Annotated in this window: 20 protein-coding genes; 8 read left to right on the top strand and 12 right to left on the bottom strand. The window is 32.7% G+C overall.

The annotated features are described in order from the left end of the window. Nucleotides 1–27 precede the first annotated feature (27 nt). The gene (locus AC2D6V_RS10270; RefSeq protein WP_484648055.1) at nt 28–729 is read left to right on the top strand and encodes an RluA family pseudouridine synthase; all 702 of its coding nucleotides are present in this window, start codon (nt 28–30) and stop codon (nt 727–729) included. A gap of 16 nt (nt 730–745) precedes the next feature. Here AC2D6V_RS10270 and AC2D6V_RS10265 read toward each other — a convergent pair whose 3' ends face one another. The 5 genes from AC2D6V_RS10265 to AC2D6V_RS10245 form a co-directional block, all read right to left on the bottom strand. Then, the gene (locus tag AC2D6V_RS10265) at nt 746–1,549 is read right to left on the bottom strand and encodes a sensor histidine kinase (RefSeq protein WP_484648054.1); all 804 of its coding nucleotides are present in this window, start codon (nt 1,547–1,549) and stop codon (nt 746–748) included. Next, nucleotides 1,525–2,229, bottom strand: coding sequence for a hypothetical protein (locus AC2D6V_RS10260; protein WP_484648053.1), 705 nt, complete (start codon nt 2,227–2,229; stop codon nt 1,525–1,527). The genes AC2D6V_RS10265 and AC2D6V_RS10260 overlap by 25 nt, the downstream gene beginning before the upstream one ends. Before the next feature lie 5 nt (nt 2,230–2,234). After that, the gene (locus AC2D6V_RS10255; protein WP_484648052.1) at nt 2,235–2,741 is read right to left on the bottom strand and encodes a hypothetical protein; all 507 of its coding nucleotides are present in this window, start codon (nt 2,739–2,741) and stop codon (nt 2,235–2,237) included. A gap of 92 nt (nt 2,742–2,833) precedes the next feature. After that, entirely contained in the window at nt 2,834–3,460 is a 627-nt protein-coding gene (locus tag AC2D6V_RS10250; protein ID WP_484648051.1) for a CPBP family intramembrane glutamic endopeptidase, read from the bottom strand. A gap of 1 nt (nt 3,461) precedes the next feature. Then, nucleotides 3,462–3,920, bottom strand: a complete 459-nt coding sequence (locus tag AC2D6V_RS10245; protein ID WP_484648049.1) for an Lrp/AsnC family transcriptional regulator — start codon at nt 3,918–3,920, stop codon at nt 3,462–3,464. Nucleotides 3,921–4,077: 157 nt separating this feature from the next. On the opposite strand from AC2D6V_RS10245, the gene AC2D6V_RS10240 reads away from it, so the two are divergent. Then, on the top strand, nt 4,078–5,304 hold the full coding sequence (locus tag AC2D6V_RS10240) for an aminotransferase class I/II-fold pyridoxal phosphate-dependent enzyme (RefSeq protein WP_484648048.1): 1,227 nt from the start codon (nt 4,078–4,080) through the stop codon (nt 5,302–5,304). Nucleotides 5,305–5,311: 7 nt separating this feature from the next. Here AC2D6V_RS10240 and AC2D6V_RS10235 read toward each other — a convergent pair whose 3' ends face one another. Further along, on the bottom strand, nt 5,312–6,334 hold the full coding sequence (locus AC2D6V_RS10235) for a metal-dependent hydrolase (RefSeq protein ID WP_484648047.1): 1,023 nt from the start codon (nt 6,332–6,334) through the stop codon (nt 5,312–5,314). Between the two features lie 92 nt (nt 6,335–6,426). On the opposite strand from AC2D6V_RS10235, the gene nhaC reads away from it, so the two are divergent. Beyond that, complete coding sequence (gene nhaC, locus AC2D6V_RS10230; protein ID WP_484648045.1) at nt 6,427–7,923, top strand: Na+/H+ antiporter NhaC; 1,497 nt, start codon at nt 6,427–6,429, stop codon at nt 7,921–7,923. A 105-nt stretch (nt 7,924–8,028) separates the two neighbouring features. Next, entirely contained in the window at nt 8,029–8,667 is a 639-nt protein-coding gene (locus tag AC2D6V_RS10225) for a peroxiredoxin (protein ID WP_484648044.1), read from the top strand. 58 nt (nt 8,668–8,725) lie between these two features. Here AC2D6V_RS10225 and AC2D6V_RS10220 read toward each other — a convergent pair whose 3' ends face one another. Both AC2D6V_RS10220 and AC2D6V_RS10215 read right to left on the bottom strand, forming a co-directional pair. Continuing rightward, nucleotides 8,726–9,346 (bottom strand): L-threonylcarbamoyladenylate synthase, encoded by a 621-nt coding sequence (locus AC2D6V_RS10220; protein WP_484648042.1) that lies wholly within the window; start codon nt 9,344–9,346, stop codon nt 8,726–8,728. Beyond that, nucleotides 9,346–11,679 (bottom strand): ATP-dependent helicase, encoded by a 2,334-nt coding sequence (locus AC2D6V_RS10215; RefSeq protein WP_484648041.1) that lies wholly within the window; start codon nt 11,677–11,679, stop codon nt 9,346–9,348. The genes AC2D6V_RS10220 and AC2D6V_RS10215 overlap by 1 nt, the downstream gene beginning before the upstream one ends. A gap of 151 nt (nt 11,680–11,830) precedes the next feature. Here AC2D6V_RS10215 and AC2D6V_RS10210 point away from each other — a divergent pair, with 151 nt between their 5' ends. The 3 genes from AC2D6V_RS10210 to AC2D6V_RS10200 are packed head-to-tail and all read left to right on the top strand — an operon-like array spanning nt 11,831 to nt 15,199. Next, nucleotides 11,831–13,102 (top strand): amidohydrolase, encoded by a 1,272-nt coding sequence (locus AC2D6V_RS10210; RefSeq protein WP_484648039.1) that lies wholly within the window; start codon nt 11,831–11,833, stop codon nt 13,100–13,102. 1 nt (nt 13,103) lies between these two features. Continuing rightward, nucleotides 13,104–14,660 carry an FMN-binding glutamate synthase family protein gene (locus AC2D6V_RS10205; RefSeq protein WP_484648038.1) on the top strand — a complete coding sequence of 519 codons (1,557 nt, stop codon included), beginning with the start codon at nt 13,104–13,106 and terminating at the stop codon, nt 14,658–14,660. 17 nt (nt 14,661–14,677) lie between these two features. Continuing rightward, nucleotides 14,678–15,199, top strand: coding sequence for a DUF7935 family protein (locus tag AC2D6V_RS10200; protein WP_484648037.1), 522 nt, complete (start codon nt 14,678–14,680; stop codon nt 15,197–15,199). On the opposite strand, the gene AC2D6V_RS10195 is transcribed toward AC2D6V_RS10200, so the two are convergent. Next, complete coding sequence (locus tag AC2D6V_RS10195) at nt 15,196–16,107, bottom strand: patatin-like phospholipase family protein (RefSeq protein ID WP_484648036.1); 912 nt, start codon at nt 16,105–16,107, stop codon at nt 15,196–15,198. The genes AC2D6V_RS10200 and AC2D6V_RS10195 overlap by 4 nt on opposite strands. Before the next feature lies 1 nt (nt 16,108). Then, a complete protein-coding gene (locus AC2D6V_RS10190) occupies nt 16,109–18,070 on the bottom strand; it encodes a M1 family metallopeptidase (protein ID WP_484648035.1) in 1,962 nt (653 codons plus the stop codon). A 70-nt stretch (nt 18,071–18,140) separates the two neighbouring features. Between AC2D6V_RS10190 and recG the strand changes: the two genes are divergently transcribed. Further along, nucleotides 18,141–20,243, top strand: coding sequence for an ATP-dependent DNA helicase RecG (recG, locus tag AC2D6V_RS10185; protein ID WP_484648034.1), 2,103 nt, complete (start codon nt 18,141–18,143; stop codon nt 20,241–20,243). 66 nt (nt 20,244–20,309) lie between these two features. Here the strand turns inward: recG and AC2D6V_RS10180 are convergent, their stop codons facing one another. Together AC2D6V_RS10180 and AC2D6V_RS10175 are read right to left on the bottom strand one after the other, a co-directional pair. Beyond that, entirely contained in the window at nt 20,310–21,413 is a 1,104-nt protein-coding gene (locus AC2D6V_RS10180; protein ID WP_484648033.1) for a DUF2911 domain-containing protein, read from the bottom strand. Between the two features lie 233 nt (nt 21,414–21,646). Beyond that, nucleotides 21,647–22,348 carry a hypothetical protein gene (locus AC2D6V_RS10175; protein WP_484648032.1) on the bottom strand — a complete coding sequence of 234 codons (702 nt, stop codon included), beginning with the start codon at nt 22,346–22,348 and terminating at the stop codon, nt 21,647–21,649. Nucleotides 22,349–22,359: the final 11 nt, after the last annotated feature.

Raw genomic sequence — 22,359 nt, 5'->3', positions numbered from 1 at the left:
GCAACTTTGCGCGACAAAAAATAATTAATGTCACAAAAAATCCTTTCAAATAAAAACAACCTTCAGGTTCTTTTTGAAGACAACCATATTATCATTGTAAACAAACGTGCTGGCGACATTGTTCAAGGTGATAAAACTGGCGACAAGCCTTTAAGCGATATTGTAAAAGACTATATTAAGGACAAGTATAATAAACCAGGGAATGTTTATTTAGGGACGGTCCACCGCTTAGATAGACCAACTACAGGTATTGTTATCTTTGCAAAGACAAGTAAGGTACTTCCAAGACTTAATAAATTATTTCTTTCAAAGGATATTCAAAAAACCTATTGGGCTATAGTTAAAAATCAACCATCAAAACCAGAAGGCACTTTAATTAATTGGTTAAAAAAAAATCCGAAAAACAATAAATCTTACGCGTACACGAAAGAAATTAAGGATAGTAAAAAAGCGATTCTTCATTATAAAACCTTAAAAAAATTAGATAATTATTATTTACTTGAAATTAACCTTGAAACTGGGAGACATCATCAAATCAGAACTCAATTATCAAACATTGGCTGTCCAATTAAAGGTGATTTAAAATATGGTTTCGATAGAAGTAACAAAGATGCCAGCATCAGTTTACACGCAAGGCATATTGAGTTTATTCATCCTGTTAAAAAAGGACCGGTTTCAATTGAAGCACCTCTACCTGATGATACTATTTGGAATGCTTGTTTGGTATAATTTTAGTGTTTTTTAATTATGATAACTGATAGTCCAACACCAATTGTACGCCTTCACTTGGTTTAGAATGTAATTCAAAATCGGCATTAATTAAAACTGCTCTGCTTTTCATATTAATTAAACCTGAACCTTCTTCAACATCAGTTACATCAAAACCTTTACCATCATCAAAAGCAGAAATTTTTAAATGATTTGGTTTATTATAATCCAAAATAACCGAAATGTTTTTTGCATCTGAATATTTAACAGAATTGGATAAAAATTCTTGTAAAATTCTGAAAACAATAATTTCATGCTTTTTATGGATAAAATCTATCCTATCTCCAATAATTTCAAGCTTAGCAGAATCAAACTTCATCTTTTTAAGCCTTTCTAACTCATTATTTATAGACTTAACTAAGCCAATATTTAAAACAACATCATTATTTAGTGTTTTTGAAAGTGATCTAACTTCTTTCAAACTATTACTTAAAGCTTCAGAAGTATCTTTAAAATTATCTTTAATGTCATCAGAAACTTGCATTTTGAGTATACTTAATTGCATGTTTGCAAAAGAGAGTAATTGCCCTATATTATCATGTAATTCCCATCCTATATTCTTTAATGTTTGCTCTTGTGTTTCTGTTTGTGCCTGTATAATTTCTTCTTCAAAAGCCTGCTGCTGTTCAATTTTATCTAACATCAATTTGTTTTTTCGTTTTAAGAAAACCACAAAAAAGACAATAACTAAAGTTGTCACGATCACCAATACAGCAATCATATATACCAATAAATAACGTTCTGATGATGTACTAGCTAATCGTTCTGAGGTTTGCACCATATTAAAGCAAATGTAAAGGTTGAATACATAAAAATATTTGCAAATAAATATAACAATCTTCTTAATTGTAGATAATTTAAATCTCTATTTTCTCCATAAATATCATAGAAAACAATTGGAGTAATGATTAACCACCAAATAAAAATAGCTACACTTATATAAAAATATATCGATTTATAAAAAATCAATATTTTATCACTTTGCAATAGTTCCATAAAATAAAAACCTACACAAAGAAATATAATAACTGCGCCTAAAACACTTATTATAGGGAAAAAACTAGTGAAATACTGATCCCAATTTAAGAGAATATAACTTACTGATATTAAAAGAAAAAAGTAACTGGCAGGCTTTAATATAGTTTTGTATATATATGTCTTTAGAATCTTATTGTAGAAAAAAACGAAAAACAAAATAGCTCCAATTTTCCAAAATAAGGTTGACCACCAATAATTTTCCTCTAATACAGTCCCTTCTAAAAAACTTAGAATTCCATTATTTTTAATAAGCTTTGTGTAATTACTAAAAAAATCACCTATTGAAAGATAGCATAGAAAATAAATAAAATATTTAACTGCTGTCAATTTATACTTTTTAAAAAGTAAAATTCCAGTAATAGCAGACAAAACTTCGACAAAACGCGTAAAAAGAGAATAATTTTTTAATATAAATTCTTCCACAAATTCTAGTCATTATAATCTCCAGGTCCTCCATCACCATCATTTAAAGGAGGCACAGGAATAGTACCGCTACCAGGCTGTAAAAAACTCATACTAGCCTCTGACCTTGATTTTTTACCAGTTGGTACAATAAACATAGTCGTCAAATCTTTTTTGTTTTGTCCTGCATTTTTACCGTAAACGCCTAGATATACACGAATACCTGTCATATCATACTTTATACTATCAGAATAATGTTTAGCGTAATCCAAATAGTCTTCAATGTCGTCTAACGACCATGAAACCCAACGATTATCTTTATTTCGACCTTGCTTTTTTGCAGCAGAATCAACTGCAGCTTGTCTGAAATCAGTCCAATTCTTATTTAATTCTTTGGCTTTTATAATAGAAATAACACCTTTTGGCTTTACTATGGCTATTTCTTCTTCCATAACAAGCGGTCTCGGACAAAAATAATACGTTAACAAAGCGCCTATAATAAAGCCGATAATAATGCTTCCCAATTTTTTCATTTAAAATAAATATTTAGTTAATAGTTTTATAAAAATAGAAAAAAGAAATAATAAACAGTAGCCAAATTGTAAATATTATTGTACAATAATCACTATGATGGAAAACCAAGCATTTCTCCCATTCCTACTGTAAACAACCAACAGCCATAAATAGCATGTTCAATCGACACTAAAACGGTAGACTCTGTTTTTTTATAAGTAATCGCAAATAATAACCCTCCTAAAAAAGTAAGAATTAAAACTAAAATATTTCTAAAGAATAAATGTGCCAAAGAAAACAGAATAGCGTTTAAAAAGATGAATAAGATTTTATTTCTAAAAAGGTAGTTATATCGATGAAAATAAAATGTTCGATAAATTAATTCTTGCGGGTATACTGAAAAAATGGTGTAAATAAATAATATGAACACCCATAACTTTGGTTTATTAATTACAACACTAAAAAGTGCCTGAGCATCGGTTTTCCAAACAAAAAATACTGTTAGCACTGCTATAATAGCTAATTTAATAAAGGTTTCTTTCCAAAATAATTTCCATTCTAACCGTTTGGCTAATTTGAATTTTAGATTTTCTACTTTTAGCAAGACTAAAATAATGTATATAAATCCTATTAAACCGATACATAATTTAATCCAAGCAGAAAAGTTTAAAGCAAAACTTATAGGGATTAATATATAGATAGCAAAAAATTCTATTGCTTTATAGCGGCTTGTTTTCATTTTAAAAAGTAATAACTGTAGAATGTTTGACTTCATTAATAACAAACATACTTTGCGTACTCCCAATATGATTAATTGTGGTTAACTTTTTAACCATAAATTCTCTAAATGCTGTCATATCTTCGACTAAAACCTTCAGAAGGTAGTCGTAATCGCCACTAATATGATAACACTCTAATACTTCATTTAATTTTTTTACTTCTTTTTCAAAGCTAACAACATATTCTTGACTGTGCTTTACCAGTTTTATATGGCAAAATACAACGAAGTCTTTTGCTACTTTTTCTTTATTCACCAAGGCAATATACCTATCTATAAAGCCTGCCTTTTCAAGTTTTTTTATACGTTCATAAACTGCGGTAACAGATAAATTCAGTTTATTGGATAGCTCTTTATTAGTCTGTTTACTATCTGTTTGTAAGTACTCAAGTAATTTCTTATCTATTATATCAAATATCATAAGTGAAGATTTTTAACTTAAAACTATATTTTGAATTAAAATACAATTAATAAATCTAAAATTATTCATAATATCAATTTTATTTTCTAAATAAATTACTAATCATTGTTATTTAATCTAAAATTATTCAATTTTGTAGTTATAAAACAGTAAGATTATGGAATTTAAACCAGCAAATAACATTCAAGATTTACAATACTTTGGGGAGTTTGGAGGTGTTAACCCTTCTATTTCAGATTCATCAACTTATACATTTTTATCTGCTAAAACTATGTTCGATACATTTGAAGGTAATGCCGATGGATGTTATTTATATTCGCGTCACTCCTCCCCTTCTAATTTATATTTAGGTGAAGCTTTAGCCGCCATGGAAGGCACAGAAACTGCTAATGTTTCTGCATCTGGCATGGGAGCCATAACACCGGTATTATTACAATTATGCAATACTGGTGACCACATAATTTCTAGTAGAACTATTTATGGTGGTACTTATGCCTTCTTAAAAAACTTTACACCAAAGTTTAATATTAAAACCTCTTTTGTAGATATTACCAAATTAGATATTGTAGAAGCAGCAATAACAAAGAATACTAAAATACTTTATTGTGAATCTGTGAGCAATCCACTTTTAGAAGTAGCGGATATTTCTGGTTTATCAGAAATTGCAAAAAAGCACAATTTAAAATTAGTCGTTGACAATACCTTTTCTCCATTATCAATTTCTCCAGTAATTTTGGGTGCTGACATTGTAGTGCACAGTTTAACAAAATTTATAAATGGATCTAGCGATACCGTTGGTGGTGTAATATGTGCAAGTCAAGAATTTATAAATGATCTAAGAAATGTTAATAATGGTGCCTCTATGCTTCTTGGTTCAACAATGGATAGTTTGAGAGCTGCATCCGTTCTAAAAAACTTGCGCACACTGCATATACGTATGCAGCAACATAGTAAAAATGCCATGTTTTTAGCTGAAAAATTTGAGAAAGATGGATTAAATACAGTCTATCCTGGATTAAAATCTCACCCATCTCATAATTTATTCAAAAGCATGATGAATGAACAATATGGTTTTGGTGGCATGTTAACTATTGATGTTGGCTCGCTAGACAAAGCCAATGAGTTAATGGAAATGATGCAAAACAAAAATTTAGGATATCTTGCTGTAAGCCTTGGCTTCTATAAAACGCTTTTTAGTGCACCAGGTAGTTCGACGTCTTCTGAAATTCCAGAGGATGAACAAAAGGAAATGGGTTTAAGTGATGGACTAATTCGTTTCTCAATTGGCTTAGATGCAGATATCGAACGGACCTACCAACTGATGCGAGCATGCATGGAAGAATTAAATATATTGAAAGGTAACAATAAGTTTGAATATGCTTAATTAAAATTTATTTGCCTTTTAGTCTTTCCCATAGAGTATTTAGGGCGTCTGAAACATTATCTTCATTTCGTTCAAAAGGCTTCATGTTTAATTCACTTTGATCTTCGAACAGACGAAACTTAAAAACCGATGAATTTGAGGCTTCGTCATTTGTGAGCGGGTAACGCAAATCATTATATTGATATTCATTATCGCTCAACTTGTAGATACTGTAATAATTGTTACTAAACCAGGCTAAATCTTTGATGCGTTTATAATCTTTGGTATTCAATGCACGTTCCTTATGTAACTCCTTAAAATCTGAGAATTTATTTTCTTTATCAAATAAAGAATAATAACCGACATAGTAAGTCGAATCAGTTTCGGCTACTCCATACCATAAAATATTGTTGAAAATTGTGGGTTGAGAGAAATACCGTTTATAGGCTATCTCATTAGTATGCAACGATGTTTTAAATAGTGCATCCATATATAGTTTATTCCCAAAGGTAAAAAGCAAGTACAGAGAACTAATAAAAATACCAATTTTTAGACAATAGCTTCTTTTCTTCGAAGTTCTCTTAAAGAACATTAAAACAATCATGCAAAGCAAAAAGGGAATGGTATATAATGGGTCGACCACCGCAATGTTATTTAAAGCAACTCTATAATTGGTGAAAGGTGTAAACAATTGTGTGCCATAAGGTGTAAAACAATCAAGAATTGGGTGCGTAAAAAGAGACCAAAAGAACAAACTTATCCAATTATGCTGCGTAGTTATATCTAGTCGTTTTCCAGAGTTATAAAGTTTGTATACCAACCATCCTAAAAGAAAAGCAGCAAGTACCGAGAACAAAATCGAGTGCATAAAACCTCTATGAAATAACATTGCATCAATTTCATTCCCATATAGTAAGTTCCCTACGTAAACGTCTAAGTCAGGAATGGTACCACCAATTGCACCAAAAAGCAATGCTTTATTTCCGATTTTTTTACCTAGAACAGCTTCACCACAAGCGGCACCTAAAACAATTTGGGTTAATGAATCCATAAAATTTCATATTGAAGTGTAAAAATACTGAACTATTTCCATTTGCATACATGAAGCTAAAATCGTAACATTACAAGACTAAAAACCCTTCTATGCAAGACGACAAGAATATTTCCAAGATTAAAATCGGAGACCAAAATATTATTGAAAACGCAGAATTAAATATTTGGGAAGCTTTGATTCCAGTTATAGCGTTAGTATGTATGCTGGCATACAATATTTATGTTTACGGCGATGACGCATTAAGCGGTAGTAATCAATTTATATTATTAATGGGAGCTGCCGTTGCGGCAATAATTGGTTTTAGAAATAAGGTAACATACAAAAGAATGTTAGAAGAAGTGGCAGAGAATGTAAAATCTACTACTGGAGCATTATTAATTTTATTAATGGTTGGAGCATTAGCTGGAACATGGCTAATCAGCGGCATAATTCCAACTATGATATATTATGGTTTACAAATATTAAATCCAACAATTTTTCTAGCTGCTTGCGTTATTATATGCTCAATAATATCCATTGCAACAGGAAGTTCATGGACTACTTCTGCTACTGTTGGTATTGCCTTAATTGGTATTGGAGAAGCGTTGGGTATTTCAATTGGAATGACTGCTGGTGCTGTACTTTCAGGCGCTTATTTTGGGGATAAAATGTCGCCTTTAAGTGATACTACAAATTTAGCTCCTGCCATGGCAGGAGCAGAATTGTTTTCTCATATTAAATATATGTCTTTAACAACAATTCCTACGATTTTAGTGACTTTATTAATTTTCATAATAATAGGGTTAAACCTTGATACAACAGGCACGCCTCAAATTCAGGATAAATTACAAGCTATAAATGAAGCCTTTAATATTTCGCCATGGCTATTTATTGTTCCAGCTATTGTTATAGTCATGATAATAAAGAAAACACCACCACTAATAGCTCTTTTAATTGGAGCCTTACTTGGAGGTGTTACAGCTATAATTGCGCAACCCAATATTGTTGCTACTATTGCAGGGTTTGAAAGCCTTACATTTCAATCTGCTTACAAAGGAGTAATGAATGCATTAACTGTCGATACAGCAGTCAAAACAAATAGCGCTGAATTAAACGATTTATTTACTGCCGGAGGAATGAAAGGTATGCTCGGAACAATATGGCTAATAGTATGTGCTATGGTATTTGGTGGTGTTATGGATGCTATTGGTGCATTAGCTAGAATCACCAAATCTTTGCTGAAATTAGCAACAACTACCTTTGGTCTTTTTGCAAGTACAGTAGCAAGTTGTCTCGCACTAAACCTTACGGCATCAGATCAATATTTAGCATTAGTAGTTCCAGGTAAAATGTTTAAAAAAGCATATGAAGACCGAGGTTTAGCACCTGAAAATTTAAGTAGAACACTTGAGGATTCAGGAACAGTTACTTCTGTACTTATCCCATGGAATACTTGTGGTGCATATCATTCAAAAGTACTTTTTGGTTATGCAGGAGCAACAGCTTATATTCCTTATGCTTTTTTTAGTATAATAAGTCCTTTTATGACGCTATTATTTGCAGGGTTTAATATTAAAATTAAACAAATTCAAGGCAAATTAGAATAAGTTATACTTATATAAATTTTTAAAATAATTAAGCATTGCCAGTCTCTTGGCATTGAATATATTTGCAGCCAATTAATAAAATCTAACAAAATTTATATATAAAAAATGGCTGTATTAGTAGGAAAAAAAGCACCACAATTTAATGCGCAAGCGGTGATAAATGGGGGCGAATTCGTTGAAAATTTTTCTTTAAATCAATTTATTGGAGAAAAGCATGTGATATTATTCTTTTATCCAAAAGATTTTACATTTGTGTGTCCAACTGAGCTACACGCATTTCAAGAAAAATTAGAAGCATTTGAATCTAGAAATACTGCGGTTATTGGTGTATCAACAGATACTGAGCAATCTCACTGGGGATGGTTGCAATTAGATAAAAACAATGGCGGAATCAAGGGAATTACATATCCATTAGTGGCAGATACCAACAAAACAATTTCAAAAAATTACGATGTTTTAGCTGGTGACTATTTTTATGATGATAACGATATGCTGCAAGCTAGTGGAGAATTAGTTGCTTATCGCGGTTTATTTTTAATCGATAAAGAAGGCATTGTGCGTCATCAAATTGTAAACGACTTACCGCTTGGTAGAAATGTAGATGAAGCATTGCGCATGGTAGATGCTTTGCAATTTAATGAAGAAAACGGTGAAGTATGCCCTGCTAACTGGAACAAAGGAGAAACAGGTATGCAAGCGACACATGAAGGTGTTGCAAAATTCTTGGAAAAGCACGTAAACTAGAAATACGCTAAATAGAATATTTTTAAAAGCTCAACTATTAAGTTGGGCTTTTTTATTTCTAAAAAATCTCTAAACTCCCTTTACCCTCTCTAACAACAATCGGTTCATCCTCCGATAAATCAATAACTGTAGATGGTTCGTTATCTCCATAACCACCATCGATGACTAAATCAACCAGACTATTCCATTTTTCTAATATGAGCTCAGGATCTGTGGTGTATTCTAGTACTTCATCTTCATCACGTATTGATGTAGAAATAATTGGGTTTCCCAACTGCTTCACAATTTCTAAAGCTATATTATTATTAGGAACTCGAATACCAATCGTTTTCTTTTTCTTAAACGGATTTGGCAAAGATTTTGCTCCAGGAAGAATAAACGTATAAGGTCCAGGAAGTGCTCGTTTTAATATTTTAAAGGTCGAAGTATCTATTTGCTTAACATAATCGCTTAGATTACTTAAATCATGACAAATAAATGAAAAATTAGATTTTTCGAGTTTTACACCTTTAATTCGAGCTACACGTTCTAAAGCTTTCAAATTTGAAATATCACAACCCAAGCCATACACTGTATCTGTTGGATAAATAATTAAACCACCGCGTTTAAGAATGTTTACAACCTTCTCAATCTCTTTTGGGTTTGGGTTTTCCTCATAAATTCTATAAAACTCTGCCATTACCCTATTATTTCCAACTTAGCAAATCGTAACAATAACTTTTTAACACCACCATGCTGAAAATTTATCTCAGCTTTTATATCGGCTCCTACTCCTTCAATTTTCATAACTTCACCAGTTCCAAACCGAATATGTTTTACAGTATTTCCAACAACTAACTTACTATCAAACAGATTTGTGTTTCCGTTTGTTTCAGCTACAGGTTTCAAGTTTTTAGGTGTTGTAACTTGAAACTTAGTCGGCTCGTTTTTAGCTGCTTTATTTTTATTAAATATAGGTTGCTTTGCTGGTTTATATCTAATTTTATTAGGCTCAACATCGCCAAAAATATCGGCACTTAACATTGGGTTAAATCGCCGTTCTTCAATTGGTGTTACAATATCCAAATATTGCTCATCAATTTCTTCAATAAATCGACTTGGTTCAGAATCAATAAGTTTTCCCCAACGATATCGGGATAATGCGTAGGTTAAATAGGCTTGTTTTTCGGCTCTTGTTAAGGCAACATAAAATAAACGTCGCTCCTCCTCTAGCTCACTGCGCGTGTTCATACTCATGGCGCTTGGGAATAAATCTTCTTCAAGTCCAACAACAAACACAGTAGGGAATTCTAATCCTTTAGCTAAATGTATTGTCATTAACGCCACATGGTTGCTATCTCCTTTATCGGCATCTAAATCAGTAGCTAAAGCTACATCTTCTAAAAACTCAGCCAAATTACCTGCTGTGTCGGCGATTTCTTTTTGACCTTCTACAAAGTCTTTCATACCATTTAAAAGCTCTTCAATATTTTCCATTTTAGCAACACCTTCTGGTGTACCATCTTTATTGAATTCTTTTATTAAACCTGTGGTTCTGGTAACATGTTCCGCTAATTCAAAAACATCAGCAGTTTGATTTAACACCTGAAAACTTTCAATTAGGGTCACAAAATTTTGAAGTTTGGTTCGTGTTCCTAAATTAATTTTAACATCCGTTTTATCAATATGCTTCATTACTTCAAAAATGGTTTTGTTATAACCATTTGCTGATACAATGAGTTTATCTACTGTAGTTTGACCAATCCCACGTGGTGGGAAATTAATAATCCGTTTAAGCGCTTCTTCATCAGCAGGATTAATAATTAATCGTAAATAAGATATGGTATCTTTAATCTCTTTACGTTGATAAAAGGACAAACCACCATAAATTCTATACGGAATATCGCGCTTTCTTAAAGCATCTTCAATGGAACGTGATTGTGCATTGGTTCTATACAAAATAGCAAAATCACTATTCTTTAACTGATTTTTCATTTTATCCTCCCAAATCGTGCTAGCCACATAACGTCCCTCATCGCCATCTGTTAAAGAACGGTTTACTTTAATCTTAGTTCCTTCATCATTAGCAGTCCAAACGATCTTATCAAGTTTGGTTTGATTTTTATCAATTATAGAATTCGCAGCGTTCACAATATTTTTAGTAGACCGATAATTTTGCTCTAATCTAAAAACTTTTACATCATCATAATCCTTCTGAAAATTTAAAATATTATTAATATTCGCGCCTCTAAAAGCGTAGATACTTTGAGCATCATCGCCTACCACGCAAATATTTTGAAACTTATCTGATAAGGCCCTAACAATTAAATATTGCGAATGGTTGGTATCTTGATACTCATCTACTAAAATATATTTAAATCGATTCTGGTATTTCGCTAAAACCTCTGGAAACCTAGTTAAGAGTTCATTAGTTTTAAGTAACAAATCATCGAAATCCATGGCACCTGCCTTAAAACAGCGTTCTACATATTCCTTATAAATATCGCCCATTCTTGGTCGGCGAGCCATAGCATCAGCCTCTAAAAGTTCTGGATTATTAAAATAAGCCTTAACTGTAATAAGACTGTTTTTATAAGATGAGATTCTTGAACGTACTTGCTTGTATTTATAAATATCCTTATCCAGACTCATTTCTTTAATAATAGATGCAATTAATCTATCTGAATCTTGCGTATCATAAATAGTAAAATTACTCGGATATCCTAACCTATCCGCTTCAATGCGCAAAATTTTAGCAAACACCGAGTGAAACGTTCCCATCCATAAATTTTTAGCTTCACTAGCTCCCACAATGGTAGCAATACGCTCCTTCATTTCACGTGCTGCTTTATTAGTAAATGTCAGCGACAAAATATTAAATGGGTCAACACCCTTACTCATCATATAAGCAATACGATACGTTAGCACACGTGTCTTTCCAGAACCAGCACCAGCAATTACTATCATAGGTCCGTCCATTTGTAATGTAGGAGCCAACTGCGCTTCATTTAACTGTTCTAAATATGCTTCCAAAATCATTGTAATTTAAGACGTGAAAATAACCAATGTTATGCGTTTAATTAAGTGTTCTTATTAATAATTATAAACAATTAAAGGATATACAATCCTTTATCAAATTTTGAATATCTTTAAGCTTCAAAATTTACTAATCTTATCTATTTAAATGAAGTACCTCCTATTAATTTTTAGCACAATATTGGCATTTAATACTCAAGCACAATCCAATCTCGATAAACAATTTGAAGAAATAGAATCAAAAGTCATTGAATGGCGGCGGCATTTTCATGAATATCCAGAATTATCAAACAGAGAATTTAAAACTGCTAAAACCATTGCTGAACATCTAACATCATTAGGTTTAGAAGTTAAAACAGGTGTAGCGCATACTGGTGTAGTGGCGATTTTGAAAGGGAGTCAACCAGGAAAGGTTATTGCTTTAAGAGCAGATATTGATGGCTTACCGGTAACGGAACGGAATGACCTTTCTTTTAAGTCTGAGGTAAAAACAACTTTTTTAAATACAGAAACTGGCGTGATGCATGCCTGTGGGCATGATACGCACACTGCTATTCTAATGGGTGTAGCTGAAATTTTGACTAAAAATAAGGAGAAAATTAAGGGAACAGTAAAATTCATTTTTCAGCCAGCTGAAGAAGGCCCGCTTCCAGGAGAAGAAGGTGGTGCTAAACTGATGATAAAAGAAGGTGTTTTAGATAATCCAAAAGTGGATGCTATTTTCGGATTACACATTCGTTCAAATTATGAAGTTGGTACCATTCATTATAAAAAAGGTGGTGTAATGGCATCCGTAGAGCGATTTGTAATAAATGTAAAAGGAAAGCAAACACATGGTGGTAGACCTTGGCAAGGTGTAGATCCCATATTAATTTCAGCAAAAATTATTGATGGTTTGCAGACTATAATAAGTAGAGAATCAAAACTAGTAAATGAAGCTGCGGTTATTACAGTGGGAAAAATTACAGCTGGAACACGTTTTAATATCATACCAGAAACTGCCGAACTCATTGGCACTGTAAGAACATTAGATCCAGAAATGAAAGCGCATATTCAAGAACGAATGACTGAAATGGTAACTACTTTAGCAAAAGCTTATGGTGGTGAAGCAACCATAAGTTTTCAAAATAACACCGCCATCACTTATAATGATTTCGATTTAGTTGATAAAATGTTACCAACACTTCAAAAAGTAGTTGGAACGGAAAATGTTCGTTTACGAAAAGCAACCACTGGTGGTGAAGATTTTTCATATTATCAAGAAATTGTTCCTGGTTTTTTCTTTTTCTTAGGCGGTATGACACCTGGTAATACGGAAGCATTTCCGCATCATACACCCGATTTTTTTATTGATGAAGGTGGGTTAATCTTTGGTGTAAAAGCATTAACACAAATATCGTTTGATTATTTAAATAATTAATATGGATTCAGTTTTAGATTTTTTAGCGAATATGCCTTGGTGGACTTGGGTTTTAATTTTCTTGGTTCTTGTAGCCATACGAGATGTGTTTTTTCAAAAATCACATACCATAAGTCACAACTATCCTATTGTTGGGCATTTACGATATTGGCTTGAAAGTATTGGTCCAGAAATGCGTCAATATTTTGTGGCGAATAATAGAGAAGAATTGCCTTTTAATAGAATTGAGCGTAGTTGGATTTATGCATCTGCAAAAAAAGAAAACAACTACGAAGGGTTTGGTACCGATAGAGATATTTATGAACATCAGCATATTTTTATCAATAATGCCATGATGCCTTTTCAAATTGATCAGAATCATCCTAATAGCATAGATAAAACCTTTCTCCCATGTGCTAAGGTAATAGGTGCTTTCAATAAAAGAAAAAAACCCTACAGGCCTGCTTCTATTATAAACGTATCAGCGATGAGTTTTGGTTCCCTCTCTGCAAAAGCGGTAGAATCATTAAATAAAGGTATTAAAATGGCTGGGGCTTATCATAATACTGGTGAGGGCGGGTTATCCCCTTATCACAGTCATGGTGGTGATGTTGTGTTTCATTTTGGAACAGGCTATTTTGGTGTTCGCTCTGAAGATGGTGGTTTTTCTATGGAGAAAATGAAAAAGCTTGTTAATGATAATCCATTTATTAGAGCTATAGAAGTCAAATTATCTCAAGGAGCTAAACCTGGAAAAGGAGGCGTTTTACCAGGAGCAAAAATAACTAAAGAAATTGCTAATATTCGAGGTGTTGAGGTAGGTAAAGATGTCTTATCTCCTCCTAATCACAAAGCTTTTTCTAACGTTCCGGAGATGGTTGACTTTATAGAGGATATTGCTGAAGCAACTGGCTTACCCGTTGGAATTAAAGCTGCCATTGGCAAATTAGAGCAATGGGAAGAATTGGCAGATATTATGGTTAAAACAGAGAAAGGCCCTGATTTTATTACTGTTGATGGTGGCGAAGGTGGTACTGGAGCTGCACCACCAAGTTTTGCAGACCATGTCTCCTTACCATGGGTTTATGGTTTTAGTGATTTATACAAACTATTTGAGAGTAAAGGATTAACTGAACGAATTGTTTTTATAGGAAGTGGAAAATTAGGTTTTCCTGCCAAAGCTGCTATGGCATTTGCAATGGGTGTAGACTGTATAAATGTTGCAAGAGAAGCTATGATGAGTATTGGGTGTATACAAGCCCAAGTGTGCCATACAAATCGATGCCCCAGTGGCGTAGCTACACAAAGTAAGTGGTTACAAAATGGTATTGACCCAACTCTAAAATCTGCTCGTTTGGCACAATATTTTATGACTTTTAGAAAAGAACTCGTAGAAATAACACATGCCGCTGGCTATGAGCACCCATGCCAGTTTAAAATGAGTGATATTGAAATAAATGTTGACGACCACAATCTTTCAAAAGAATTGAACAGAACCTATATGTATGTTAAATCCCCTGTTCCTTTTTCTGGTATGCAAAACTTAAAAGATTGTGTATATTTGGGAGGTAATAAATAACTTCAAATCTAATTACAATGGACGCAGAACGTATTGTTGACCTATTTATGTTTGCTATTCCTTCTTTAATTACAGGGGTATTAGCGTATTATTTTTTTAAAGAACACACTAAAAATGAAGATGGTAGAAGACGCTACTTGTTAAAAAAAGACATGCAAGTAACCGCTCTCCCAATTCGTTTACAAGCATATGAACGTTTGGCACTTTATTTAGAGCGAATTTCACCTAATAAACTACTAGTTAGGGTAAAGCCAACTTCTTCAAATAAAGAGGATTACGAATCTTTACTTATTTCAAGTATTGAACAAGAATTAGAACATAATTTATCGCAACAAATCTATATTAGTGATAGATGTTGGAGTATCATTTCAGCAGCTAAAAATGCTACCATTCAATTAATTAGAAAAGCAAGTTTGTTACCCAAAACCAATACATCTGAAAAATTAAGAGAAGTCATTTTAACAGAAATGATGGAACGTCGAGCACCAAGTGATGCTGCGCTTTCTTTTATTAAGGAAGAAGTAAGTGGTCTTTACTAATCTATTCGTAATTCGTTAGAACGTGCTTTATTTAATTTTTCTTCAGCATAATCATAACCTTGTTGCCACCACGAAGTCATCAATTTTTTATTAAAAATTAATGAGTTTTCTGTTAATTTTGATGGTGTGTAATACAAATTAAGCTGTACACCTTTATTTTTTGCAGCCAACTTTCCTATAGTAATATCATTTCTTTCTAATTGATCTGATAAATGTCCAAATAAATTAATCATCAAAGAAAATGGGTTTTTACCAAGCACTTTATTGTACTCCATAGACTCCTTTTCTAAAACAACAGCATCTATTTCTGTGGCTCCTCTAAGAATTGCTTCGCGTATTGGTACGACACACCCTAATCCCCCATCGGCATATTCAAAACCATCCTTTTCTACCAAAGACATGAAAGGTATGTAATTACACGAAATCCATATCCAATCACAAAACTCATCATATGAAAAATCTTTTATAGACTTATACTCTACTCTATTCTTTGATAAATTAGAGACTGTAACAACCACATCGTCCTTAGTTTCTTTAACCAAATTATACTCCTGTTCGGTAAAATTCTTTCTTATATAGCGGCGTAATGCTCTGCTTTCACCAAAAGTTCGTTTCATTTTAATAAACTGCCAAAGTGTATTGATAAAATCAATCGATACAAATTCTCGCCTACCTTTCTTTCTAATAACAAATGGATTCACACTAAAGATATTGTGCTGATTAACATTGGTAAAAATACCATAGAGTTTATCAATTTTTCCTGCTGCTAAGTGCGGCACCAATAGGCTACCTGTAGAAGTTCCTAAAAACATATCATAATTGTTTCCTGCTTCTTGAATCAAATACTGGGCAACACCACCAGCATAAGCACCTTTACTTCCTCCACCTGAAATTACTAATGCTTTCATATTAATTAATGTCTTTTAATAATTGTTTCGCAAATTTAGAAAACCGCCAGTTATGATGTTTCGTGGCTTGTTGTAAATTTTCCTGACAAACCTCTCCACAAGAACTAATCCACGCCAAATAGCTAAATGCATTTTGGCGGACTTCAAAACCATATTTGGAACCTGTATAATCTATTAATTCATTAAAATATAAATCATCGTTCTCAGGTTCATATTCATCAGTTAATAAAGCTAATGTTAACCATAGTGTTCTTATATTTTTATCACTAAAACCTTCTAATCCCCTTGTTTTAATTAAATATTTACTTTGCTCGTCTGGAAAACTATTCCATAATCCAAACAAGGCGGCCTCTATGGTTACATAAGATTTATCATTTAGAAGTGATTCGTATTCTATTTTTAATTCTGATGGGATTTTGGAAAATGATTGAGCAATTGCTTGACGCACTTTTAAACTATTTTTAAAATCTTTACTTTTTATTCTATTTGGCATCTGCCTAATAACCTTAATTTTGGCTTCATCAGAGATCCACGACGATAAATAATCTTTACACTTCGAAGTATATGCTTCACAATCTACCATCAAATATTCTTGTATAAAAGCAGATTTTTTAAGACTTTCTAAGACATCATTATAGTTGAAGCTTTTAGTTTTCAACCATGCTTCTATAAACTCTCTTAAATTTAAGCCACTTTCCTTCTCTACTTCATTTATAAAATCATTGGTGTCAACGTTTTTAAACTGATGCTTTAACAAATAATTCTTAATAGATGCTTTAAATGCATTATCACCCACCTTCTCTCTCAATAAATGTAATACCCAAGCTCCTTTTTTATAGAATGTTGTACTACTTGATTTTGGATCCAGAAGCGAAGTACTTTGCCGTGACTTATTTTGATCTAATAATTCTTGAGCATATTCATAAAGTCTCCAGTAATAATAATTTTCTCCAAAAATGTCACGTTCAGCTAATAACGCATAGTATGTTGCAAAACCCTCATGTAACCAATGGTGTGTTCCTGATGTTTCAGTTACCAAATCACCAAACCATTGATGCGCTAATTCATGAGCATTTACATTCACATAATTCTTATCAGTAAAACCAATAGAATCGACTACAAAGCTATCTGAAAAAATCGTTAAACTCGTGTTTTCCATGCCTGCATACAAGAAGTCCTTTACAGGAACTTGTTTATAATTTTGCCAAGGATAAGGCACGCCAATCTCTTCTTCTAAAAAATCGAACATACGCTTGGTATAAAGATAAGTAGGCTCAAATTTTAACGAATCTTCTGGATAATAATACATTTCTAAAGGAATACCGCTTTTAGAATACACTACTTTTTTATCATACTTCCCTATAGCTAACGCCACCAAGTAGCTTGACATGGGTTCTTGCATATCGTAATGCCAGGTGATTGTTGAGTCGTTGATTTGTTTATTTGTTAATTTACCATTAGCGAGGACTTCATAGTCTTTATCAAAAGTGATGCTTAAATCAAATTCGATTTTGTCATTCATATCATCAATTGATGGTAACCAATTACTGGTGTATTTCCCTTGGCCCTGGGTCCATATTTGCCCTGAGCTTGTCGAAGGGTCTTCCCAATCAATAAAATACATGGTTTTTTTTGGTTGAGCTTTCCAAACAATATCAAGTTTGTGTTTCGAATTGGCTTTAAAAGGATGCCTAACAATTAAATGGTTTCCATCATAGAGATTCCCTGTAATAGTATCGTTTAGAAGACATGCAATGCTTTCAAAATTTTTAGCATCAATAAAAATAGAATCCGAATCTTTTAAAATATTAAATGTGTATGAAATGATGCCTGAAACTTCTTTTTGCTTTACATCTTCAAAAGCAATATTGGCTTTTGCTGATTTAAAATCAACAAAGTCTGTTTGTTGAGAAGCACAAAAACGCGTTAGCAAAAAGAATATTAAGCAGCCTAAATATTTCATAAAACTAATATAGCAAACTTTAGTCCAAATTACTCCTTGCCATTACTTTCAAAAGAATTATTTTAGTTTTATGAATTCCAAACTCCAAACTCCAATAGACTATTTAAAAGGTGTCGGTCCTAATCGTGCCGATTTACTGCGTAAGGAGCTAGGCATTCATACCTATCAAGATTTAATTAATTTATTCCCAAATCGTTATTTAGACCGTACAAAATATTACAAAGTGAACCAATTACAGCGTAGTAATGCGGAAGTTCAAATAATTGGAGAAATAACAGGTTTTAAAGAAGTTGCCCAGAAACATGGCAAAAGGCTTGTAGCAACTTTTCAAGATGATACTGGAAGCATGGAACTCGTATGGTTTCGAGGACAGAAATGGATTAGAGAAAGTCTTAAATTAAACACTCCTTATGTGATTTTTGGCAAGACCAACTGGTTTAGTGGCAAGTTCTCCATGCCACATCCAGAAATTGAATTGATTTCAGAACATGAAAAAAATGTACGATCTGCTTTGCAGCCTATTTATCCTTCAACTGAAAAACTAACAAACAGAGGTATTACAAATCGCGTAATTAATAAAATTATGCAACAATTATTTCTGGAAACCAAAGGAAATTTCATTGAAACACTATCGAATGATATTCTCACTGAGTTGAAACTCATAAATAAAAAAGACGCTTTGTTGAATATTCATTTTCCTAAAAGTCAGGAATTATTAGCTAAATCGCAATACCGATTAAAATTTGAAGAGTTTTTTTATATACAACTTCAGTTAATTTTAAAAAATCTCATTCATAAATCTAAAATAAAAGGATTTCCTTTTGAGCAAGTTGGCAATCATTTTAATACTTTCTTTAAAGAGCATTTACCGTTCGAATTAACAAATGCTCAAAAACGAGTTTTAAAAGAAATTAGAGCAGATTTAGGAAGTAATGCGCAAATGAATCGGCTTCTTCAAGGTGATGTAGGTTCCGGAAAGACCATAGTCGCGTTCATGTCAATGCTTATAGCACTTGACAACGGTTTTCAGGCCTGTTTGATGGCGCCGACTGAAATTTTGTCAGTACAGCACTATAACGGGTTATTAAACTGGTGTAACTATTTAAATATCAGTATTAAAATACTAACAGGATCAACTAAAACTTTAAATAGAAGAGAAATTCATGAATCTTTAGAAAATGGTAATTTACAGATCCTTATTGGCACCCATGCCTTACTTGAAGACAAGGTTAAATTTAAAAATTTAGGGCTAGCAATAATTGATGAGCAACATCGGTTTGGTGTTGCTCAAAGAAGTAAGCTTTGGAAAAAAAATACAAATCCTCCACATGTTTTAGTTATGTCGGCTACCCCTATTCCACGTACATTAGCGATGTCTGTTTACGGTGATTTAGATATTTCTATAATAGATGAACTACCTCCTGGTAGAAAAGAAATTAAAACAGTTCATCGGTATGACAAAAACCGATTAAATGTATTCAAATTTATTCGTGATGAAATTGCAAAAGGCAGACAAGTATATGTAGTATATCCGTTAATTCAAGAAAGCGAAGCTTTAGATTATAAAGACCTAATGGATGGCTATGAAAGTATCTCAAGAGATTTTCCGCTTCCAGAATATCAAATATCTATTGTTCATGGGAAAATGAAACCAGCAGACAAAGATTTTGAAATGCAGCGTTTTATTAAAGCTGAAACACAAATAATGGTAGCCACAACCGTTATAGAAGTTGGTGTGAACGTTCCTAATGCTTCGGTTATGATAATTGAAAGCGCAGAACGTTTTGGTTTATCCCAACTACACCAATTAAGAGGACGTGTTGGTCGTGGTGCAGAGCAAAGCTACTGCATACTAATGACTGGATACAAGCTAAGTAATGATAGCAAAACACGCTTAAAGACTATGGTTAAATCCAATGATGGTTTTGATATTGCAGAAGTTGATTTGAAGTTACGTGGTCCTGGGGATATTATGGGAACCCAACAAAGTGGTGTTTTAAACCTAAGAATTGCTGATATTATTAAAGATAAAGACATACTACAAAATGCACGTTTTTATGCAAAGAAAATTCTCCATAATGACCCAACACTTGAGACCGATAAAAATGAGCCAATTTTAAATACTTATAAATCTATGGGGAAGTATAGGAATATTTGGAATTATATAAGTTAAAAAAAGCTCAATCATTAATTTGATTGAGCTTTTTAACTGTTGTAGTTTGATTGATGTTTCTTTTATTTAATTTATATCTTCTCCTTTTTTAAGTTTTTCAATATTTGCTTGAACCCGCCCTTTGGCCCCATCATTCGGTGCATTAGTCAACGCTTTTTCAATATGTTTAAGAGCCTCTTTGTGCTTCCCTAAGGCAGAATAACCCCTAGCCAATCCATAATGTACTGGCCAAGTATCTTTATTCTTTTCTGCATTCATTTTAAAAACCACCAAAGCTTTTTCCTTATTACCTTGACCTATTAGAGTTCTTCCGTACTGATGAATTTGAAAGATTGTAGCATGTTCTAAAGCTTCATCCATAAACTTTGATGATTCATCAACTTTACCCAATTTTGCGAGAATCTGAGATTTTATTTGAAGGTTATTAAATGTTTTCTGACTAAAGAATTGTCCGACTATAGCACTATCTATCCACCCAAGAGCTTCTTCTAAATCACCTCCATTGTTTAAAGCATAATTAGCTGCTTGTTCCCAATTTTGACGTTGAAAACCTGCTTGACCACTAAAATCTTTCCTAATATTTGCAAAAACAATATTAGCTACGTCTACTTCAACTTTAAATGGAAATTTCTTTTTTCCCCAACTAAGTGTTGCTACTGTAGAGTTTGTACTTACTTCATCAAAACTGTATGTTAATAATTCTGTATGTGAGCCAGTAGTAGTAGAAATATCTACTCTTAGAGCATCATTTTCTGGTACATAAAAATAACTACCCCAAGCTTTATAGTCTTTAGAAAATATTAGAGTAGCTGTTTCATTCTTGTTAACAATTATGTGAAAACCATATTTACCAGCTTTTAATGGCTGACCCTCAATTTTTACATCATGGGTGAATTTTATAGTGGTATTTTCATCTGCTCCAGCTCGCCATGGCGATTCTTTTGCTGTTCCAAATCCTAAGTTATTCATGCCGTAAGGCACTAAACTTCCCCAAATTTCCCTATCATTAACACTTGGTCTAGAATACTTTATATAAATATCTGTAATCCCTACACGTTGCGAGACAGTTGCTTGTTGACTACCCCGAGGAGTGTTTAATTGTGCATGTGTATTAGCACTAAATATAAATGCTAAACAAAAAAATAAATTGGTGAGTTTGTTGATTTTCATCTCTTGATTGTTTTTAGTTTGATGGTGAAGTTATAGACAATAAATAGCGGTAGTTGTTAGGGTTTTGTTAAAGAGAATAGCAAAACTGTTAATTAACTATTATTTAAGAAATAAGGGTTTCCATTTTTTTGACTAAAAAGTTAATATTAGAGTACTTATTCTAAACATTTTTTAAAACAAAGAGTGGCGCTATAAATAGCACCACTTTTAATTAAAAATATATTAATTTATTTTTATTCTTCTTCTTTATATATTTTAGATAGTTTCTCTTTTTTCTCTTTTACGCGCTCTTTACCTTTCTTTATAGCCTCATCTAGTTCGGCAAGTTTTTCTTCAGCTTTCGAAATTTTAGTTTCTTTTTCAGCAACTTCTTCATCTTCCAATTGGCCTTCTTCTTTAGCTTTAGTTAGTCGCTGTTTAGCCGCTTCTATACGCTCGCGACTTCTCTTTAAAAGAACATCTTTCTTTTCTAATCTTTCTTCTGCTTCATCCATTTTTTCTTCGGCCTCAGCTGCTCGTGCCTGACCAAATTCACGTCCAGTTAAATTGCCCTTATTTTTTCCATAGGCATTTCCTTGTCCTTTATTCTCTTTAGCTTCTTTGTGCTTTTTATGATCGCCATCATCACCATTATAAGCTTCTTCCAACTCTTTTATTTTTTCCTTTTCTTCTTTTTTTAATTCTTTTCTCTCTTCTTTTGCCGATTGCTTAGTTTGCTTCATTTCCTCTCTTAAAGATTCACGCTCTTCCGCAGTTGCATTCTTCATTTTCTCTTTCGATTCCTTAATATCTTCTTTTTTCTGCTTACCAACTTGTTTTAATTCTTTATCTGCATGTGCTTTTGCCTTATTAGATTGACCTTGCGCAAATACTGTTTGATTAGCTGCAAACACCAATAATACAGCCATAACCATAATATATTTTATATTTTTCATCTTAAATTATT

Source organism: Algibacter sp. YIN40 (genome assembly GCF_057219435.1).
This window is presented reverse-complemented; position numbering and strand designations above follow the sequence as displayed.

Bases quoted from the DNA above. Each gene is read 5' to 3' on its own strand.
- AC2D6V_RS10270 (WP_484648055.1), top strand. From the start codon at position 28: ATGTCACAAAAAATCCTTTCAAATAAAAACAACCTTCAGGTTCTTTTT.
- AC2D6V_RS10265 (WP_484648054.1), bottom strand. From the start codon at position 1,549: ATGGTGCAAACCTCAGAACGATTAGCTAGTACATCATCAGAACGTTAT.
- AC2D6V_RS10255 (WP_484648052.1), bottom strand. From the start codon at position 2,741: ATGAAAAAATTGGGAAGCATTATTATCGGCTTTATTATAGGCGCTTTG.
- AC2D6V_RS10250 (WP_484648051.1), bottom strand. From the start codon at position 3,460: ATGAAAACAAGCCGCTATAAAGCAATAGAATTTTTTGCTATCTATATA.
- AC2D6V_RS10245 (WP_484648049.1), bottom strand. From the start codon at position 3,920: ATGATATTTGATATAATAGATAAGAAATTACTTGAGTACTTACAAACA.
- AC2D6V_RS10240 (WP_484648048.1), top strand. From the start codon at position 4,078: ATGGAATTTAAACCAGCAAATAACATTCAAGATTTACAATACTTTGGG.
- AC2D6V_RS10235 (WP_484648047.1), bottom strand. From the start codon at position 6,334: ATGGATTCATTAACCCAAATTGTTTTAGGTGCCGCTTGTGGTGAAGCT.
- nhaC (WP_484648045.1), top strand. From the start codon at position 6,427: ATGCAAGACGACAAGAATATTTCCAAGATTAAAATCGGAGACCAAAAT.
- AC2D6V_RS10225 (WP_484648044.1), top strand. From the start codon at position 8,029: ATGGCTGTATTAGTAGGAAAAAAAGCACCACAATTTAATGCGCAAGCG.
- AC2D6V_RS10220 (WP_484648042.1), bottom strand. From the start codon at position 9,346: ATGGCAGAGTTTTATAGAATTTATGAGGAAAACCCAAACCCAAAAGAG.
- AC2D6V_RS10210 (WP_484648039.1), top strand. From the start codon at position 11,831: ATGAAGTACCTCCTATTAATTTTTAGCACAATATTGGCATTTAATACT.
- AC2D6V_RS10205 (WP_484648038.1), top strand. From the start codon at position 13,104: ATGGATTCAGTTTTAGATTTTTTAGCGAATATGCCTTGGTGGACTTGG.
- AC2D6V_RS10200 (WP_484648037.1), top strand. From the start codon at position 14,678: ATGGACGCAGAACGTATTGTTGACCTATTTATGTTTGCTATTCCTTCT.
- AC2D6V_RS10195 (WP_484648036.1), bottom strand. From the start codon at position 16,107: ATGAAAGCATTAGTAATTTCAGGTGGAGGAAGTAAAGGTGCTTATGCT.
- AC2D6V_RS10190 (WP_484648035.1), bottom strand. From the start codon at position 18,070: ATGAAATATTTAGGCTGCTTAATATTCTTTTTGCTAACGCGTTTTTGT.
- recG (WP_484648034.1), top strand. From the start codon at position 18,141: ATGAATTCCAAACTCCAAACTCCAATAGACTATTTAAAAGGTGTCGGT.
- AC2D6V_RS10180 (WP_484648033.1), bottom strand. From the start codon at position 21,413: ATGAAAATCAACAAACTCACCAATTTATTTTTTTGTTTAGCATTTATA.
- AC2D6V_RS10175 (WP_484648032.1), bottom strand. From the start codon at position 22,348: ATGAAAAATATAAAATATATTATGGTTATGGCTGTATTATTGGTGTTT.